Source organism: Metapseudomonas otitidis, from assembly GCF_011397855.1.
Classification (GTDB): domain Bacteria; phylum Pseudomonadota; class Gammaproteobacteria; order Pseudomonadales; family Pseudomonadaceae; genus Metapseudomonas; species Metapseudomonas otitidis.
The window spans coordinates 3,627,643-3,645,330 of sequence record NZ_AP022642.1; the positions used below are offsets into that span (position 1 = coordinate 3,627,643).

The following is a 17,688-nucleotide window of genomic DNA, read 5'->3' on the forward strand; positions in this document are numbered from 1 at the left end:
AGAACTCCCAGTCCGGATCACACCGGCATGCGGATGATGTCGTCGAAGGCGGTGGCCAGCTTGTTGCGCACCTGCAGCAGCGCGCTGAAGGACACGCTGGCCCGCTGGCTCTGCAACATGGCGCCCACCAGGTCGGTGCTGCGCCCGCTGTCCACCGCTGCCATGGACTGGCCGGCGGCGTGCTGCTGGGCGTCCACTGCGCGCAAGGCGGCGGCGAAGCTGTCCGCCGGGCCGGGGGGCAGCCCCCCGGGCAAGGGCCTGGCAGGCAACACCCCGCCGCGACTGGCTTCGGCCAGGGTGTGCTGGAGGTCCAGCAGGTGCTGCTGGACGCTGGCGATGCTGGGCATGGCGGTCTCCTTCCGGTTCAAAGCACCACGCCCTGCTGGCGCATGGCACTGAGGCGGTAGCGCAGGGCCCGGGGCGTCATGCCCAGGCTGGCCGCCGCCTTGCTCTTGTGGCCGCCGCAACGGCGGATGGTGTCGATCACGTGCTGGTACTCGGCGAGCTTGGCGCTGGCACGCAGGGCCGCGCGTCCGCCTTCGTCGAGACCGAGCCCGCGCAGGGCATCGCGGGGCATCGGCTGGGCGCCCTGCAGGCGCAGGTCACCGGGCTGGATGTAGAGCCCGTTGCGCAGCACCAGGGCGCGTTGCAGGCAGTTCTCCAGCTCGCGCACGTTGCCCGGCCAGTCGTGCTGCAGCAGCAGGCGGCTGGCTTCGGCGGTGAGCAGTTCACGGCCGGCGTCCTGGGGCGCGTGCTTGGCCAGCAGGGCCTGGGCCAGGGGCAGCACGTCCTCGGGGCGCTCGCGCAGCGGCGGGATGTGCAGGGCGAGGACGTCGAGGCGGAACATCAGGTCGGCGCGGAAGCGCCCGGCGGCCACCTCGGCCTGCAGGTCGCGGTTGGTGGCGGCAATGATGCGCACGTCCAGCTCGATCTCGCGGCGCCCGCCCAGGCGTTCGACGCGCTGCTCCTGCAGCACCCGCAGCAGCTTGGCCTGCAGCGCCAGGGGCAGTTCGCCCACCTCGTCCAGCAGCAGGGTGCCGCCGTTGGCCAGTTCGAACTTGCCGGGCTGGGCACTGACGGCACCGGTGAAGGCGCCCCGCTCATGACCGAAGAGGATGGATTCGAGCATCGACTCGGGAATCGCCGCGCAGTTGACCGCGACGAAGGGCGCATCCGGGGTGGCGGAGAAACGGTGCACGTAGCGCGCCATCAGCTCCTTGCCGGTGCCGGTCTCGCCGGTGATCAGCACCGGGGTACGCGACAGCGCCATGCGCTGGGCCAGGGCCAGCAGGCGGCGGCCGGTGCGCGAGCGGGTGACGAAGCCCTGGTCGGCCAGCGCGGCACGCGCCAGGCGGCACAGCAGCGCCTCCACCTGGCCATCGCCGAAGGGCGCCAGCAGGTAGTCGGTGCAACCCAGCTCCAGCAGGGCCGCGGCGCGCTCCTGGTCGGCGTAGCCCACCACCGGCACCAGGGTCAGGTTCGGGTGGCGCTGCAGCAGCTCGCCTGCCAGTTGGCAGGTCTGCTCGACGGGCAGGTCCCCCAGCAGCAGGAAGGCCAGGCCGCCGTCGCGCAGCTGGTCGCGGGCCTGGGCCAGGTCGAGGGCGGTGCGCACCTCGCAGCCGCCCAGGCACAGGGCCTCCAGCAGCGGTGCGTGGTGCTCGCTCCAGGGCATGCCGATCACCAGTGCCTGGCGCCAGGCGGCGGCATCGGGCCGGTCCAGCCCCGGCAGCGGGTCGGACCCGGGAAAGCGGAGAGCGCTCATCATGTTCACGGTGGTAACCCCCATTCGAAACGTCCTGTTCGCGAAACCTCGGGGCGCAGTCGTCCCCGAGCCCTGGCGTCGGATCGAGGCCGGGCGTGTTCGCCTGTTGTTGGTAGGTGATGGATCGGAGGGCTCGGGAGGACGCAAGGGCGTCGACTCGTTGGCCTGGAAACGACGCTAGCACCGCATCGGAAAAGTCCACACACAAATGGCCTTATTTCCTGTCAGCTACGACAAGAATTCATCAATGCGGGGTTTTTGAGATCAATTGATTTAAAGCCTTCTTCGCCGGCTCCTAGTATCCGAATCGCACGCGGATGCAGGAGCCTTCTTTACTGCAACGCCCGGATAAAACCGGGCCGCGACCTGCGATCCAGGCATCCGCTGCGAAAGGACCGACAACGCTCTGCCAGGTTTCCTAAAGAACCTGGCGCCCGAACGGCCGCAGAGGATGCCCATGAACACAAGCCGAAAAATCCATAACGACGTGCCTGCCGAATGCATCACGACCCTGCAGCCGCAGAAGCTGGGTCGGCATTACCACCGGATACCGGGTTACGTGCGGGACACCGCCTTCCGCTACCCGCGCCTGGTCAGCGACTACTTCCTCGGCCACTACCGCCTGAACCTGGAGCTGCAGGAGGTGCAGGTGGAGGAGCAGGTCGAGACGCCGCCCGAATGCATCTACCAGTCCCCCATCGGCCAGTTGGGCTTCGGCATCGACCGCAGCCTGCTGGGCGAGGTGCTGGAGAGCTACTACGGCGGCACGCCGCCGGCCAACCAGGAACTGCCGCCGGAAAGCAGCTCGGAGGCGCGCATGCGCGAGCGGATCGGCGGCCAGGTGCTGTCGCGCCTCGGCCAGGCACTGCTGGCCGGTGACGCACCGGGCCCGCTGGAGCGCCAGCACGACAGCTACGCCGAGGTGCATTGGGAGTACGTCGTGACCCTGCGCTACCTGAGCCACCTCAGCCAGCGCCCCGGCGACCTGCGCCTTTACCTGGACGCGGCCTGGACGGACGAGCTGATCCGCCGGGTCTCGGCGCCGACCACAACGCGCCAGCTGGGCGACCCGGCCCGGGCCATCCAGCACCTGCCGGTGCGCCTGGACTGCGTGCTGGCGCGGGCGCGCCTGTCCCTGGCCGACGTGCTGGGGCTGCAGGTGGGCGATGTGATGCTGATCCGAATGGAGGAGCGGGTCGACGTCTGCATCAACCGCCAGAAGCTGTTCCGCGGCGCCCTGTTCGATGACCAGGGCACCCTCTTCCTCACCTTCCTGGAAAGCGAGAAATCCGCATGAACGACACCCCGCTCGACAACGACGACGGCGCCCTGCTGGCGAACGATGCCATGGCCCTGGGCCCGCTGGATGACGTCACTCCGGTGACCGCCGCCGCCACCGCGCCGGACCTGCGCTTCTTCGGCAAGATCCCGGTCAACGTCACCCTGGAGGTGGCCTCGGTGGAGGTGGCCCTGAACGAGCTGCTGGATGTGGACGCCAGCAGCGTGATCATCCTCGACAAGCTCGCCGGCGAGCCGCTGGACGTGAAGGTCAACGGCGCGCTGTTCGCCAAGGCCGAAGTGGTGGTGATGAACGGCAACTACGGCCTGCGCATCCTCGAACTGGCCGGCAACCCGCTCCAGGGGCTGACCGCATGAGCGGCTGGCTGCGCACCCTGATCGCCGTGCTGGCGATGATGCCGGGGCTGGCGGGTGCGGCCGGCGGCGAACTGACGCTGTTCAGCCTGGAGAACACCCCCAGCGGGCAGGACTTCAGCGTCAAGCTGCAGGTGCTGATCCTCATGAGCCTGCTCGGCCTGCTGCCGGCCATGCTGATGCTGATGACCTGTTTCACCCGCTTCATCATCGTGCTGTCCATCCTCCGCCAGGCCATGGGCCTGCAGCAGAGCCCGCCGAACAACGTGCTGGTGGGCATCGCCCTGGTGCTCACGCTGCTGGTGATGCGGCCGGTGTGGCAGGCCTTGCACGACGAGGCCTACCTGCCCTTCGAGGAGGACCGGCTGACCCTGCAGGAAACCCTCGGCAAGGGCCGCGACATCCTCGGCCGCTTCATGCTGGCGCAGACCCACGAGGCCTCCCTGGAGGCCATCGCCGGGCTGGCCGGGGAGACCCTGCCGGAGCGCCGCGAGGAGGTGGACTTCCTGCTGTTGCTGCCGGCCTTCGTGCTCAGTGAGCTGAAGACCGCCTTCCAGCTCGGTTTCATGCTCTTCGTGCCGTTCCTGGTCATCGACCTGGTGGTGGCCAGCGTGCTGATGGCGATGGGCATGATGATGCTCTCGCCGATGATGGTCTCGCTGCCGTTCAAGCTCATGGTGTTCGTGCTGGTGGATGGCTGGGCGCTGACGGTGGGCACCCTCGCCGGCAGCGTGCAGCCCTACTGACGGACGAGGAGCACGCCATGCTGACCCCCGATACCGCCGTCGCCATCATCGCCCACGCCGTGGAGGTGATCGCCCTGATCGTCTGCGTGCTGGTGGTGCCCAGCCTGCTGGGCGGGCTGGTGGTGGCCATCTTCCAGGCCGCCACGCAGATCAACGAGCAGATGCTCAGCTTCCTGCCGCGCCTGCTCATCACCCTGGGGATGCTGGTGCTGGCCGGGCACTGGATCCTCACCCGGCTCGGTGATCTGTTCATCGAGTCCTTCCGCCAGGCCGCGCGGCTGGTGGGCTGAACATGGCCGGCGATCCCCTGCTGCAGGCCACCACCGCCCTGGAAGGCCTGGCCCGCTACTGGTGGCCGCTGTGCCGGACCCTGGCGCTGTTCGCCACGGCACCGGGCTTCGGCCACCGCGCCCTGGGTGTGCGCGCCCGGGTGCTGCTGGCGCTGGTGCTGACCGGGGCCCTGGGCGGCGTGCTGCCGCCTGCACCGACACTGGAGCCGCTGTCGGCCCCCGGTGTGCTGGCGACCCTGGAGCAGATCGCCGTGGGCGTGCTGCTGGGGTTGAGCCTGCAACTGGTGTTCGCGGTGTTCAGCCTGGTGGGCGACCTGGTCTCGACCCTGCTGGGGCTGAGCATGGCGGTGTACAACGACCCGCTGAACGGCGTGTCCTCCAGCTCGGCGATCTACCAGCTCTACTTCATCCTGCTGATGCTGCTGTTCCTGGCCATCGACGGGCACCTGCTGGTGGTCAGCGTGCTGTACAAGAGCTTCCTCTACTGGCCGGTGGGCAGCGGCCTGCACTACGCCGGCATGGATGCGCTGCTGGGCGGCCTCGGCTGGATGTTCGCCGCCGCCCTGCTGATCGCCCTACCGATGGTGGTGTGCATGAGCCTGGTGCAGTTCGGCTTCGGCCTGCTCAACCGCATCTCGCCGGCGCTCAACCTGTTCTCCCTGGGCTTCCCCGCTGCGGTGGTGATCGGCCTGGCCTGCCTCTCGCTGACCCTGGCGAGCCTGCCGGGCAACTACCTGGAGCTGACCCGGGCGACCCTCGACAGCCTCGGCAACCTGCTGCTGGAGGCCCGCGATGGCTGAGTCCAGCGCCCAGGACCGTACCGAGGAGGCCACCGAGCACAAGCTGCGCAAGTCCCGCCGGGAGGGCCAGGTGGCCCGCTCCCGCGACCTGGCCACCGGCGCCACCCTGCTGGTGGCGGTGCTGGCGCTGCGCTCGGCACTGCCGGGCATGCTGGACGGCCTGGAGCAGATGTTCCGCGAGGTGCACCAGTTGCCTGCGCCCGGCCACCAGGGCGCGGACGACCTGAAGGCGCTGGCCGGCCGCGCCATCGCCACCCTGGTGGGGGTACTGCTGCCGTTGCTGGTGGTGCCGCTGCTGGTGGTGCCGCTTTCGCTGCTGGCCGGGGGCTGGATGTTCGCCTGGCGCAACGTGCAGCCCCAGGGCTCGCGGCTCAACCCGATCAAGGGCCTGGGCCGGCTGGTGGCCTGGCAGAACTGGACGGAGCTGCTCAAGTCCCTGGCGAAGATGGCGGTGCTGGCCGGGGTGGCCTGGTTCACCTTTGCCCTGCGCCTGCCGGAGGTGCTGGCGCTGCAGCACGGCGACACCCTGGGGGCCATCACCGGGGCGCTGCGGCTGATGGGCGACACGGCGCTGGCGCTGGTGGCGGTGTTCGTGGTGTTCGCCGTGCTGGACGTGCCGCTGCAGCGCTTCTTCTTCCTGCGCAAGCAGCGCATGACCCGCCAGGAGCGCAAGGAAGAGCACAAGCAGCAGGAAGGCCGCCCCGAGGTGAAGGGGCGCATCCGCCAGCTGCAGCGGCAGATGGCCCAGCGCCAGGTCACCCGGGTGATCGACCAGGCCGACGTGGTCATCGTCAACCCCGAGCACTACGCCGTGGCGCTGCGCTACGACCCGCAGCGGGCGCGAGCGCCCTACGTGATCGCCCGGGGCGTGGACGAGACGGCGCTGTACATCCGCCAGCTGGCCACCGCCCGGGGCCTGGAGGTGCTGGAGGCGCCGCCGCTGGCGCGGGCGCTGTACTTCACCACCCAGGTCAACCAGCAGATCCCGGCACCGCTCTACGGGGCGGTGGCCCAGGTGCTGCACTACATCCTGCAACTGCGCGCCTGGCGCCAGGGCCGCCGCGCGCGGCCGGTGCCGCCGCAGCATTTCCCGATTCCCGACGACCTGTTGAAACGAGGCTGACCCATGCCCACCCTGTCCCATTTCCTGGCCAGCCTGCGCAGCGGGCGGATCGGCATCCCGCTGGTGATCCTCAGCGTGCTGGCGATGATCATCCTGCCGCTGCCGCCGCTGCTGCTGGACGCGCTGTTCACCTTCAACATCGGCCTGGCGATCCTGGTGCTGATGGTCAGCGTCTCGTCCCAGCGGCCGCTGGATTTCTCCCTGCTGCCGACGGTGATCCTGGTCACCACGCTGCTGCGCCTGTCACTGAACGTGGCCTCCACCCGCGTGGTGCTGCTGGACGGCCACACCGGCAGCGGCGCAGCGGGCAAGGTGATCGAGGCCTTCGGCGAGGTGGTGATCGGCGGCAACTTCATCGTCGGCCTGGTGGTGTTCGTGATCCTGATGATCATCAACTTCATGGTCATCACGAAAGGTGGCGAGCGCATCTCCGAGGTCACCGCGCGCTTCACCCTGGACGCCCTGCCGGGCAAGCAGATGGCCATCGACGCGGACCTCAACGCCGGGCTGCTGAACCAGGAACAGGCCCGCGAGCGACGCCGCGAGGTGGCCAAGGAGGCGGACTTCTACGGCGCCATGGACGGGGCCTCGAAATTCGTCCGGGGCGACGCCATCGCCGGCATCCTGGTGCTGCTGATCAACCTCTTCGGCGGCACCGCCATCGGCATGCTGGTGCACGGCATGAGCGGTGGCGACGCCTTCCGCCAGTACGCCCTGCTGACCATCGGCGACGGCCTGGTGGCGCAGATCCCGGCGCTGCTGCTGTCCACGGCGGCGGCGATCATCGTCACCCGGGTCAACGAGTCCGCCGACATCACCGCCCTGGTGCAACGCCAGTTGCTGGCCTCGCCTTCGCTGCTGGCCACGGTGGCCGGCATCCTGGTGGTGCTGGCGCTGGTGCCGGGCATGCCGCACCTGGCCTTCCTGGCCTTCGCCGCGCTGGTGGGCTTCGTCGCCTGGCGGGTGGCACGCAGCGCCCCCCCGAAAGAGGCACACACCCTGGAGCGCACCGAGGCCCTGGCCCAGGCCATGGACAGCCCGCACAACGCGCCGCTGGGCTGGGAGGACCTTCCCGGCGTCGAGCGCCTGGGGCTGTCCCTGGGCTACAAGCTGGTGGGGCTGGTCAACGAGGCCGGCGGTGCGCCGCTGCCGCAGCGGGTGCGCGGGGTGCGCCAATCGCTGTCCGAGCACCTGGGCTTCCTCCTGCCGGAGGTGCGCATCCGCGACAACCTGCGGCTGAAGGCTTCGCAATACAGCATCCAGATCAACGGCCAGACCATCGAGTCCGCCGAAATCCACGCCGACCGGCTGATGGCCATCCCCTCCCCCGAGCTGTACGGCGAGATCGACGGCATCCTCGCCACCGACCCGGCGTACCGCATGCAGGTGGTGTGGATCGAGCCCACCGAGAAGGCCCGCGCCCTGAACCTGGGCTACCAGGTGATCGACTGCGCCAGCGTGATCGCCACCCACCTGAACAAGGTGATCCGCCAGAACCTGCCGGACCTGCTGCGCCTGGACGACGTGGAATTGCTGCTGCAGCGCCTGGCCCTGGAGGCGCCCAAGCTGGCCGAGACCCTGCGCGCCCAGCTGGGCCTCGGCCCCATTCACCGCGCCTGCCGCCACCTGCTGCAGGACGAGGTACCGCTGCGCGACGTGGTGACCCTGGCCACCGCCCTGCTGGAAGGCAGCGAGAGCACCAAGGACCCGCTGCTGCTGGCGGCGGATGCGCGCTACGCGCTGCGCCGCACCATCGTTGCGCAGATCGCCGGGGAGCGCGGCGAGCTGGGGGTGTTCCTGCTGGACCCAGCCCTGGAGAACACCCTGCTCGGGGCCTTGAGCCTGGCGCAGCAGACCGGGCCGGTGAGCCTGGACGCGATCCCCGTGGAGCCGGCCCTGCTCAACCAGCTGCAAGGCGCCATGCCCGCGGTGAAGGAACGCCTGCGCCGCGAGGGCCACCCACCGATCCTCACCGTGATGCCACAGCTGCGCCCGCTGCTGGCGCGCTACGCGCGGGTGTTCAGCCCCGGGCTGCACGTGCTCTCGCAGAACGAGATTCCCGAGCGCGTGGGGCTCAAGGTGGTGGGCACCCTGGGTTGAGCAAGGCGTCTGGAAATCGATGTTTAAGGCGCTTCCCGGGCCGGTCGCTTTCCAGACACAGGCAGGCAGTTCAGCCAGCCACACAGGCAACTTGCAGAGGAAGTACCCATGGCTTTGTCGATTCACACCAACTATTCCGCGCTGGTCACCCAGAGCAGCCTGAACCGCACCAACAGCACCCTGGCCCTCAACCAGCAACGCCTGGGCACCGGCCTGCGCATCAACTCGGCCTCCGACGACGCCGCCGGCCTGCAGATCGCCACCCGCCTCAATGCCCAGACCCGCGGCATGGGCGTCGCCAACCGCAACACCGGCGATGCCACCTCCCTGCTGCAGACCGCCGAGGGCGCCTTCAACGAAATCACCAGCATCGTCCAGCGCATGAAGGACCTGGCCACCCAGTCGGCCAACGACACCAACAGCGCCAAGGACCGCACCTCCATCCAGGCCGAGTTCGACCAACTGGCCAAGGAAGTGGAAAACATCTTCGGCAACACCACCTACGCCGGCGACAACCTGTTCTCCGACAGCGGCAAATTCTCCAAGGCGGTCAACTTCCAGATTGGCGCCACCGCCGCCGAGACCCTGACCCTGGACGTCAGCGCCGACATGGCCACCCTGAAGAAAACCCTGACCGACGACCTGCAGGCCCTGAAGCTGGACGACAACGCCAACGCCAAGGCCGGCATCACTGCCCTGGACAGCACCCTGGACGCCATCGGCGGCATGCGTGCCTCCTTCGGCGCCAACATCAACCGCCTGAACCACACCGCCAACAACCTGGCCAACATGAAGGACAACACCGACCTGGCCCGCGGCCGCATCCTCGATGCCGACATCGCCACCGAAAGCGCCAACATGACCAAGAACACCATGCTCATGCAGTCCGGCATCTCCATGCTCAAGCAGGCCGGCCAGATGCCCTCCCTGGTGATGTCGCTGCTCGGCTGACCGGTTCCTCCCCCTCCAGCCTGCGCTGTCCAGCAGAGCCTGGCTTTACGCCCCGGGAAACCGGGGCGTCTTTTTTGCTTTGGCGGCGGATGAGCCTGCTGGACGGGTTATCCCCTCATCCGCGCCGAACCCGGTTACGCAAATCCTTGGCACGGAATGATTCAGGCAAAACCGCAAAAACAGCGAAAAAACCGACAACAAAAATCGCAAACTCTGTAGAAGCCACGTCTTCCCCGGCTTCACCCCCTCCGTCCTGAATGCAACGTCCTCCTCCCTGCGCCCCTCCCCCGTCAAAAGGGCTTATTCAGAGCGATTACGCCCTGACGCACCTCATTGCAAAGACGCTCCAGCCGCCACAACGAAGCCTTCACGAAACCTTTCCAGTTGGCGAATTTCGCCGCACATACCCGCTACTTCTCGCATTCCGAGGAAGCAGCCTTAAAGGCTGACCTGACAATAGGAAATTTCGCCAAAAACAATACTCGTCACCACCCCCCAAAAACCTGACTCCACCCTCAATAATCGCACCCGCATCCCGGCCCTTCCCCGAAATTCTGACCGAGATGTCGGATTTTGCTTACCCATGGAAAGAACAAGAAAATGAGTGGAGGCCACATGTCTTGCATCTACTTGCGAACCGGTCGTACGGACTGCCAGGTCCGCTTCCATCCGCTGCGTTTTCAGCTTTCGTTGATCCAGGCCGACCAGGAGGAGCGGATCGAACTGGGGTTCTCCGGCAGCAAGGTGCTGGAGCGCCTGCTGCAGTCCCCTGGCGAGGTGGTCTCCCGGGACGAGCTGCTGCAATACGCCTGGCACGACCGGGTGGTGAGCCAGGGCAGCCTCAACCAGCAGATCTACACCCTGCGCCAGCTCCTGCACGACGAGCGCCAGCGGGAGATCATCCAGACGCTGCCGCGCCGGGGCTACATGTTCAACCCCGGCTACCTGCTGCAGATCACCCACGAAGCCGCCGAACCCGCCCCTGTCGAGGAACCGACCGTGGCCGTGGTCGTGCCCCTCGCGTCCGTCCCTGCCCCCCTGCCGACACGGGAAGACCCGGCCCCCTCGCTGCCACCCCACCCGCCCCGCTTCGCGCATGCACGCTCGGCGCTCCGCCTTTGGAGGCAACGCCTGCCTGTGGCACTGGGCGCCGGTGTACTGGGGTTGTCACTGATCGGTGCGGTGCAGGTGTACCAGCCGCCGGAGTTGCGGGCGATGGCCACGGAGACGCTGCGCCTGGGCCAGCTGGACATCCTCCTGGTGGAGGACAACGCCCAGCAGTTGGCGGAGCTCAAGCGCAATGCCCTGATCTTTCGCGACCAGCTCGCGCGCGTGGCACGTCGCCCGGCGGACCTGCTGATGTACAGCAGTGCCGACTTCTATGAGGTGATCTGCCTGCAGCCGGACGGCCGCGCCAACTGGCTGATGGTCCACCAGGACCAGGTGGGACGGGTCTCCGACCAGCAGTGGCGGAGGTGCCTGCAATGATCCGGCGTCTCGACCGCACCCTGTTACGGGGCGTGCCGCTGGTGGCACTGGCCCTGCTCGTCGGCACCGGGCTGGTCGCCTGGCAGCGCCAGCCCAACCTGCCCGCCACCGGCTGCTTCAAGGTCCAGGGCGAGGCGGTGCTGGCCGATGGCCGGGTGATGCCGATCACCCATACCTCGATGCTGCACGACGGGCGCTTCTACTCGACGATCAAGCAGGACCGCACCGGCGTGCTGGTGGTGGCCGGGCGGGTGGAAGTGGACTGGCTGGGGGCGATCGAAGTGAAGGTCGAGCACGGTGGCGTGGCCGGTGATACACACGGGGTGGACGGCCAGCTGGCCTACACCCTGCTGCGTCATACCCAGCCCGGGGCACGTGTCCATGTGCTGCCCGTGGCCGGTTGTTTCTATGGCATCGAGACCCATCGGGTCATCTGCCCCTACCGGGTGGACTCGCCCACCCCGCCCCCCATGACTTCGGTGGAGGGGCTGGCAGGCCCCTGATAGCGCACGCCTCCGGCGCCGACACGCGCCTGGGCATAGCTGTCGCCGAACAGCTCCCGATAGAGCCGCTCCGCGTGTTCGGTCAGCAGCAGGATCTCGATGCGGCGGTTGGCGCCATCCTCCGGTGCCTCGGGCCGCACCGGCATGACGTCGGCCTGGGCAGCGACCTGCAGCAGCCGCTGCGCTGGCAGCCCGCCGCCCAGCAGCGCATTGCGCGCCTGCAGGGCCCGGTCGCCGGACAGGTTCCAGTTGTCGTAGCCGGACTGCCGATAGGGCACCGCATCGGTGTGACCGCTGAGGATCAGGCGGTTCTCCACCCCCGCCAACACCTTCGCCAGGGCCTGCAGCAGGCCGGTGAAGTGCGGTTCCAGCCGTGCGCTGCCACGGGCGAACATGGCGCGGCGCTGGTCGTCGTGGATGAGGATGCGCAGGCCCTGGGGCACCACGTCCACCTCCAGGTTGGCCAGGGCATCCACCTCGCCGGCCATGTCGCGGATCATCTGCGCCAGGCGCTCCAGGTCCTCCACCGTGCGGAACAGCTGGGGCGACCTGGATGCCTCCTTGTCCTTCGTCGCTGGGGTTTCAGGGCGGCTTTCGGCCACCTTGCGTTCGGCAGGAGCAGCCTCGGCCTGGGGTGCAGGGGAGTCCTCGGGCTTCTTCGGTGGCTCGCGGCGCGGGGCCAGGGAAGCCGGGCGGCCTTCCAGGTCCAGCGGCAGCCGGCTGGTGCCGTCGAACACGCCGGCTCCACCATCCACCATCGGGTTGAGCATCAGCTCCCCGGCGCTGGGGCTCTGGGAGCGCGCCTGGGGCTGGACGATCCAGAGCACCATGAACAGCGCCATCATCGCCAGGGTGAAGTCGGCGAAGGCCACCTTCCAGGCCCCACCGTGCTCGTCGTGGTGCCCCTTCTTGCCCTTGCGCTTGATGATCACTTCATGGCCGTGGGCCTTGTCGCCGCTGCGGCTCATGCTTTGCTGCGCTCCTCTTCGTACTGGTTGACCCAGGTTTCCAGCTGCTTGAAGGGCGGCTTGACGTCCTGCTCGATGAGCTTGCGCCCGGCGTCCACCGCCAGCAGCGTGGGCTTGCCGGCGACGTGGGCGACCAGGGTGGTGCGCACGCATTCCAGGGCCGACAGCTCGGTCTTCACCCGCTGGCCCATGGCGTTGCTGAGCGGGTCCATCAGGCAGTAGCAGAAGAAGATGCCGAGGAAGGTGCCCACCAGGGCCGCAGCGACGTGGTTGCCGATGTCGGCCACCGAACCGCCGATGCTGCCCATGGTGATGATGATCCCCATGATCGCGGCGAGGATGCCGAAGCCCGGCATCGCCTCACCGACCTTGTGCAGCGACTTGGAGGGCTGCAGCAACGCGTGCTCCATCGCCTCCAGCTCCTGTTCGAGAAAACCCTCCAGCTCGTGGGCGCTGATCTTGCCCATGGCCATCAGGCGGAAGTTGTCGGCGATGAAGAACATCAGGTGCTCCTCCCGCAGGATCAGCGGGTAGCGGGCGAACAGCTCGCTCTGCTCCGGGGCCTCGATGTGCTCGTCGAGCACCTTCAGGCCACCCGCGTCGACCATCTCCAGCAGCTCGTACAGCAGCATCAGCAACTGGCGCTGGAACTCCTCGCCGCGAGGTCCCTGGGTGAACACCGTCTTCAGCTGGGCGAACATCTCCACCAGCACGTCCTTGGGGTTGGCGACGATCAGCGCACCGAGCGCGGCGCCGAGGATGATCACCATCTCCGACGGCTGCCAGAGCACCCGCATCTCGCCGTGGGCCATGGCGTAGCCACCGAGGACGCAGGCCACGATGATCAGGCTTCCAATGATCTTCTGCATGGTCGGGACCTAGGCGGCTTCGGTGAGGAACTGGCAGGCGCGGCCAAGCGCCTGCTTGACCAGCTGGCAGACCCGCGCGTCGGTGACTTCGAGCACCAGGGCGATCTCCTTCAGGCTCAGGTCCTGCTGGTAGTACAGCGTCAGCACCAGGCGCTCGCGCTCGCTGAGCTGGGCCAGGGCCTGGCTCAGCAGACGCTCCTGCAGCACGCGGGCCTCCGGGCCGGGGGTCTCGCCGGCGAACTGCAGGTGCTGCTCCTGCAGCAGCACGTCGAGGCTCTCGATGGCCTCGCCGCACTCGGCGCGCAGGTGCTCCTGGTAGGCCGCGCAATCCAGCCCGGTGGCGGCGAGGATCTCCGCCTCGCGGGGCACGCGCCCCAGTTGCCGGGCCAGGGCGCGAATGGCATCGCGCACCCGGTGGGTCTGCTGGCGCAGCTGGCGCGGCCGCCAGTCCAGGCGGCGCAGTTCGTCGAGGATGGCGCCACGGATGCGCAGGGAGGCGAAGCGCGGGAACTGCGCATCCGGCTCGCCGTAGCGGCGCAGCCCCTCCAGTAGGCCCATCAGGCCGATCTGCTCCATGTCCTCGCGGTCCATCACCTGGCTGGCCTGGAGCGAGAGCTGGCGGACGATGCGTTTGACCAGCGGCAGGTACTGCAGCAGCCAGCGCTGCTCCGCCTCGGCGGAGTGCCGGCGCGGGCCGGCGGTGAAATCGGGTTGGTCGGTATCGAGCGGAAGAATGGCGTGCATGGGGGCGACCTCATTGGGCGATCAGCTTGCTGACCAGCAGGTTGTCGAAGGGCTTGGCGGCATTGCGCGCGGCGAAGTCGGCGTTGAGTCCCTCTTCGAGGCGCTGGCGCAGGGCCTCGAAGCCCAGGGCGCGCAACTCGTCGGCCTGGAGGGTGGAGAGGTTGGCGGCGACCGAGCTGCGCACCATCGGCACCACCTGCTCGAGCTTCTTCTTGTCGGTGCCGGCCGGGCCCTGGAGCACCACGTCGAGCACGAAGTAGTGCTCGCGCTCGCGCCCCGGCAGGCTGAGGATGATTTTCTCCACCGGCAGGAAGACGAATTCGACGGAGGGCTCGGACTTCTTCTCGGCCTCCTCGCGGGGCTCGCCACCCAGGGGCAACGCGGCCAAGGCCGACTGCACCAGCAGGTGGTTGACCGCAACGCCGGCAGCGACGGCCACGGCGTTGAGCACGAAGATCAGCAGGATCAGGCGGTTGGTGGACATGGGACCTCACTCGGTGAATCAGACGGTTACCAGCACGTCGTCCCGGCCATCGTGGCGGGCGCTCTGGCGTTGGGTGTCGAGGGGGTTGGCGTGAATCGCCAGCACAGCGGGGCCGTCATCGCGCCCCTGGCGCTCGCGGCCCGGTTGCCCGGAGCCGCCCTCGGTGGAAACCGAGACGCTGACCGGCAGGCCCTGCTGCCCGGCCAGGTCCTGACGCAGGCGCTCGCTGCCCTGCTGCAGCAGGCGCGCGACGTCGCCCTGGGACGCGGCGATCTGCACGCTGAGCTGGCCGCCTTCCTGGCGCAGGACGATCTCCAGGCTGCCCAGCTCGGCCGGGTCCAGGCGCAGCCGGGCACTCTGGCTGCGCTGGCCCAGTTGCAGCTCCACGCTGTCACGCAGGGCCTGCAACATCTGCTCGCCCCAGCGCGCCTGGGGGCCGGGCAGGTGCACCGTGCGCTCCAGCGGTCGTTCCGCCGTGGTCTCGGCCACCTGGGTCGGCCGCCCTGGCGAGGGGGCAAACCGTGGCGCCTCCAGCAGCGGTTCGCGCAGGCTGGCCTCGACGGGCAGGCGTCCGGGGGCCGAGTCCAGCCGCTCGCGGGTGCTCGGCTCCATCTGAACGGGTACGGGCTCACCCTCGGGCAGCAGCGTCTGGGCAGGCATGGCCTCCCCTGCCCAGGCCGGGCGCTGTCGCGGCAAGGCCAGGCGCTCGTTCAGCCCCTCCGGCATGTCATGGCGTACCGGGTCCCGCAGGGTTACCTGCAGGTCACGCTGGCCCTGGGCAAGGGCCAGCAGCGAGGTCGGGTCGATCAGCTCAGCGGGTTGGGCGCTACCCGCTGCCTCGTCCACGGCGGGTGCCATCGGGGGTGGCGCCTCCTGGGCGAGCAGCGCCAGGATCGGGTCCCAGGCCTCCACGGCCTCGGGGCGCTCGTCAGCAGCACGGGTGGCGCTCGGCAAGGCGGGGGCTTGCGCCGCCCCGCTGGGGGGCGGCGCCAGGATGTTGATGTCCATGGGTCAGGCTCCGGTTTGGCAATCCGTGATCAGGTAGGCCTGGCGGCCCTCGGCGGCGTCCAGGTCATGGCTGAGCTGGCGCTCCAGGCGGCGCAGCTCCGTGCGGCAATCCCGCTGAGCCTGCTGGTGCAGGCGGCGCATGCGGCGGCACACCAGGCAGTCGGCGACGCCGACGTGCCCCTGCTGGCGCAGTGCATGGAGGCAGCGGGCGATCTGGGCATCCAGGGGCGCGAGGGCCTCCCATTCGTGGCCGGTGAGCACTTGCACCAGGCGATCGGCCAGCGCCGCGAGGCGGCGGTGTTCAGCGGCGAGTGGCATTGACCCCCTCCCAGCCTTCGCGCAGCACGCCCAGCAGGCGCACCACTTCGTCCAGCCCCTCCAGGGAAAGGGACACGCTGACCTCGGACAGGCGATAGATGCAGTAGTCGTAGAGTCGCGCCAGGCCCTGCACCAGCTCGCCGCCGGCCTCGTAGTCGAGGGCGCTGGACAGGCCGTTGAGGATGTTCAGGCACTTCTCCAGCGACTGGCCCTTCTGCTGGTACTGGCGCGCCTCGATGTGGCCACGGGCGCGGGCCAGCTCGTCCAGCAGGCCGTCGAACAGCACCAGCACCAACTCGTAGGGGGCCGCGGCGGCGGTGCGGGCCTCCAGGTCCACGGCGCGGTAGCCGCCGTAGCTGTCGTCCAGGTTGAACCCGTTCATGCGAACAGCCCCCCGGTCTGCTGCATCGAGGCCAGGGCCTGGGTCATCGCCGTGTACTGACGCAGGTAGCGCTGGTAGGAGGTGTCGTACTGCCGCTGCAGGCTCTCGAACACGCCATCCATGCGACGGATGTTGCTGGCGATGGCATCGCGGCGGCTCTTCAGCTGACCCGTGCTGCCGATGTAGGGCGTGAGGCTGCGCTCCAGGCTTTCCACCAGGCGTCCGGGTTCGCGGAACAGCTTGTCCAGCTCCCCGGGTTGCTCGGCCAGGGCCTTCTCAAGGCGCTTGGTGTCCAGCGTGAGCTTGCCGTTGCGGTCGGCGCTGACGCCGTACTCCACCAGGCTGCGCCCCCCGAAGCCGCTGCGCAGCACGGCATTGAGCCGGTTTTCGATGCTGCGCACGGTGGCGTCACCGGCCAGCGCCCCCCGACCGCTGCCATCACTTCCGCCGCTCGCCGTGAGGCTGTCGAAGCTGCCCAGCAAGGTATTGAAGGCATCGATGAAGCCTTGCACACGCTCGCGGGTACCCTTCTCGTCCCGGCGCACAGTGACCTGCAGCGGGCTTTCCCCCGGGCGGTGGGCCTGGGTGAAGGTCAGCGAAACACCCTCCACCACACCATCGAATCGGTTGGTCGGCTGGGTCAGCAACAGGCCGTCCTCGCCGCCCAGGCGGACCTGGGCGTCCCGTGCCTCGGCCAGGGTCCGCGGGTTGGCAACAGCGGCCGCCAGCGGGCCGGAGCCCCCCTGGAGGGACAGGCTGATCGCCTGGGCGGCACCGCTTTCCCGCGCACTGAGCACCAGGGACAGCTTGCCGTCCGCCCGTACCAGCGTCGTGCTGATGCCACTGCCGGCCAGGGTCGTGGACAGCGCCTGCTGCAGCTCCTCGGGGCTGTTGCGGCCATCACCGTCGCGGTCGACGCTGGCCAGGTCCAGGCTGTAGGACTTGCCGGCCTGCTGAAGGGTCAGCACCCCCTGGGTGCCGATGCCGTCCGCCGTCAGCCCTTCCAGGGCCACCTGGTGGGCACTGGCCAGGCGCTCGACGAAGAAGCTGTAGCGCCCCGTGCTGGCAGTCGCCCCGACCTGGGCCGTCGCCCGGCCCTCCTGACTGAACACGGCCTCGTTGGCCAGGATTGGCCGACTCTCGCTCTTGAACTCGCGGATCGACGTGCTGAAGGTGCGCAGCGCCTTGTCGAGGTTCGCCAGCGCATCGCCCTGGGCACGGTAGGCCTGCTGACTGCGATTGGCCCGCGCCCGGGCTGCCTGCACCTCGAAGGTGGCCAACTGGGTGGCCTGCTGGCGGGCGTATTCGGTATCGATGTTCATCGGGATGGCTCCTTGGAACTGGCAATGGTGACCAGCGCCGGAGCAAGGCCGATGCCAACTGCTGAAAGCCACGGATCACGGGGCTTTCAGCCCTTTCCAGAGGAAGCCGGAGACGGCGCGAGCACAGGCTTGAGGAACGCGGGCTTCCCCTCGTTTCCCATCGGGCACGGGATGAGC

20 protein-coding genes are annotated in these 17,688 nt (G+C 68.7%); 10 read left to right on the forward strand and 10 right to left on the reverse strand.

Features of this window, described 5'->3' with window-relative positions; all coding sequences use genetic code 11:
- Positions 1–17: 17 nt before the first annotated feature.
- A complete protein-coding gene (locus PotMrB4_RS16560) occupies positions 18–347 on the reverse strand; it encodes a flagellar hook-basal body complex protein FliE (protein WP_172433955.1) in 330 nt (109 codons plus the stop codon).
- A 17-nt stretch (positions 348–364) separates the two neighbouring features.
- On the reverse strand, positions 365–1,786 hold the full coding sequence (locus PotMrB4_RS16565; protein ID WP_232060721.1) for a sigma-54-dependent transcriptional regulator: 1,422 nt from the start codon (positions 1,784–1,786) through the stop codon (positions 365–367).
- A gap of 433 nt (positions 1,787–2,219) precedes the next feature.
- On the opposite strand from PotMrB4_RS16565, the gene PotMrB4_RS16570 reads away from it, so the two are divergent.
- The 10 genes from PotMrB4_RS16570 to PotMrB4_RS16615 all read left to right on the forward strand — a co-directional run bounded on the left by PotMrB4_RS16570 (position 2,220) and on the right by PotMrB4_RS16615 (position 11,416).
- Positions 2,220–3,059 carry a FliM/FliN family flagellar motor switch protein gene (locus PotMrB4_RS16570; protein ID WP_160483202.1) on the forward strand — a complete coding sequence of 280 codons (840 nt, stop codon included), beginning with the start codon at positions 2,220–2,222 and terminating at the stop codon, positions 3,057–3,059.
- Positions 3,056–3,418, forward strand: a complete 363-nt coding sequence (locus PotMrB4_RS16575; protein ID WP_172433956.1) for a FliM/FliN family flagellar motor switch protein — start codon at positions 3,056–3,058, stop codon at positions 3,416–3,418. The genes PotMrB4_RS16570 and PotMrB4_RS16575 overlap by 4 nt, the downstream gene beginning before the upstream one ends.
- Positions 3,415–4,161, forward strand: a complete 747-nt coding sequence (gene fliP, locus PotMrB4_RS16580; RefSeq protein WP_044399928.1) for a flagellar type III secretion system pore protein FliP — start codon at positions 3,415–3,417, stop codon at positions 4,159–4,161. The genes PotMrB4_RS16575 and fliP overlap by 4 nt, the downstream gene beginning before the upstream one ends.
- Before the next feature lie 17 nt (positions 4,162–4,178).
- Positions 4,179–4,451 (forward strand): flagellar biosynthetic protein FliQ, encoded by a 273-nt coding sequence (locus PotMrB4_RS16585; RefSeq protein ID WP_044399931.1) that lies wholly within the window; start codon positions 4,179–4,181, stop codon positions 4,449–4,451.
- Positions 4,452–4,453: 2 nt separating this feature from the next.
- Positions 4,454–5,251 carry a flagellar biosynthetic protein FliR gene (gene fliR, locus PotMrB4_RS16590; RefSeq protein WP_044399934.1) on the forward strand — a complete coding sequence of 266 codons (798 nt, stop codon included), beginning with the start codon at positions 4,454–4,456 and terminating at the stop codon, positions 5,249–5,251.
- Entirely contained in the window at positions 5,244–6,374 is a 1,131-nt protein-coding gene (flhB, locus tag PotMrB4_RS16595) for a flagellar type III secretion system protein FlhB (RefSeq protein WP_172433957.1), read from the forward strand. The genes fliR and flhB overlap by 8 nt, the downstream gene beginning before the upstream one ends.
- Positions 6,375–6,377: 3 nt before the next feature.
- Positions 6,378–8,474: a flagellar biosynthesis protein FlhA gene (locus PotMrB4_RS16600; protein WP_172433958.1), complete on the forward strand. Its 2,097-nt coding sequence runs from the start codon at positions 6,378–6,380 to the stop codon at positions 8,472–8,474.
- A gap of 108 nt (positions 8,475–8,582) precedes the next feature.
- Positions 8,583–9,425: a lateral flagellin LafA gene (lafA, locus tag PotMrB4_RS16605; protein WP_172433959.1), complete on the forward strand. Its 843-nt coding sequence runs from the start codon at positions 8,583–8,585 to the stop codon at positions 9,423–9,425.
- A gap of 615 nt (positions 9,426–10,040) precedes the next feature.
- Positions 10,041–10,913, forward strand: coding sequence for a transcriptional regulator (locus PotMrB4_RS16610; protein WP_232060722.1), 873 nt, complete (start codon positions 10,041–10,043; stop codon positions 10,911–10,913).
- Positions 10,910–11,416 (forward strand): hypothetical protein, encoded by a 507-nt coding sequence (locus PotMrB4_RS16615; protein ID WP_172433961.1) that lies wholly within the window; start codon positions 10,910–10,912, stop codon positions 11,414–11,416. The genes PotMrB4_RS16610 and PotMrB4_RS16615 overlap by 4 nt, the downstream gene beginning before the upstream one ends.
- On the opposite strand, the gene PotMrB4_RS16620 is transcribed toward PotMrB4_RS16615, so the two are convergent.
- Genes PotMrB4_RS16620 through fliD form a run of 8 tightly spaced genes read right to left on the reverse strand, consistent with a single transcriptional unit; the run spans position 11,353 to position 17,511 of the window.
- On the reverse strand, positions 11,353–12,384 hold the full coding sequence (locus PotMrB4_RS16620) for an OmpA family protein (RefSeq protein WP_172433962.1): 1,032 nt from the start codon (positions 12,382–12,384) through the stop codon (positions 11,353–11,355). The two genes, PotMrB4_RS16615 and PotMrB4_RS16620, sit on opposite strands and share 64 nt — an antisense overlap.
- Positions 12,381–13,253 carry a flagellar motor stator protein MotA gene (gene motA / locus PotMrB4_RS16625; protein WP_172433963.1) on the reverse strand — a complete coding sequence of 291 codons (873 nt, stop codon included), beginning with the start codon at positions 13,251–13,253 and terminating at the stop codon, positions 12,381–12,383. The genes PotMrB4_RS16620 and motA overlap by 4 nt, the downstream gene beginning before the upstream one ends.
- 9 nt (positions 13,254–13,262) lie before the next feature.
- Complete coding sequence (locus tag PotMrB4_RS16630) at positions 13,263–13,997, reverse strand: FliA/WhiG family RNA polymerase sigma factor (RefSeq protein ID WP_074967963.1); 735 nt, start codon at positions 13,995–13,997, stop codon at positions 13,263–13,265.
- A 10-nt stretch (positions 13,998–14,007) separates the two neighbouring features.
- Entirely contained in the window at positions 14,008–14,481 is a 474-nt protein-coding gene (locus tag PotMrB4_RS16635; protein WP_107331272.1) for a flagellar basal body-associated FliL family protein, read from the reverse strand.
- Between the two features lie 18 nt (positions 14,482–14,499).
- On the reverse strand, positions 14,500–15,489 hold the full coding sequence (locus PotMrB4_RS16640; RefSeq protein ID WP_172433964.1) for a flagellar hook-length control protein FliK: 990 nt from the start codon (positions 15,487–15,489) through the stop codon (positions 14,500–14,502).
- A gap of 3 nt (positions 15,490–15,492) precedes the next feature.
- Positions 15,493–15,807 carry a hypothetical protein gene (locus PotMrB4_RS16645; RefSeq protein WP_172433965.1) on the reverse strand — a complete coding sequence of 105 codons (315 nt, stop codon included), beginning with the start codon at positions 15,805–15,807 and terminating at the stop codon, positions 15,493–15,495.
- Positions 15,791–16,189 (reverse strand): flagellar export chaperone FliS, encoded by a 399-nt coding sequence (gene fliS, locus PotMrB4_RS16650; protein WP_044406994.1) that lies wholly within the window; start codon positions 16,187–16,189, stop codon positions 15,791–15,793. Before fliS ends, PotMrB4_RS16645 begins: the two co-directional genes overlap by 17 nt.
- Complete coding sequence (gene fliD / locus PotMrB4_RS16655) at positions 16,186–17,511, reverse strand: flagellar filament capping protein FliD (RefSeq protein ID WP_172433966.1); 1,326 nt, start codon at positions 17,509–17,511, stop codon at positions 16,186–16,188. Before fliD ends, fliS begins: the two co-directional genes overlap by 4 nt.
- Positions 17,512–17,688: the final 177 nt, after the last annotated feature.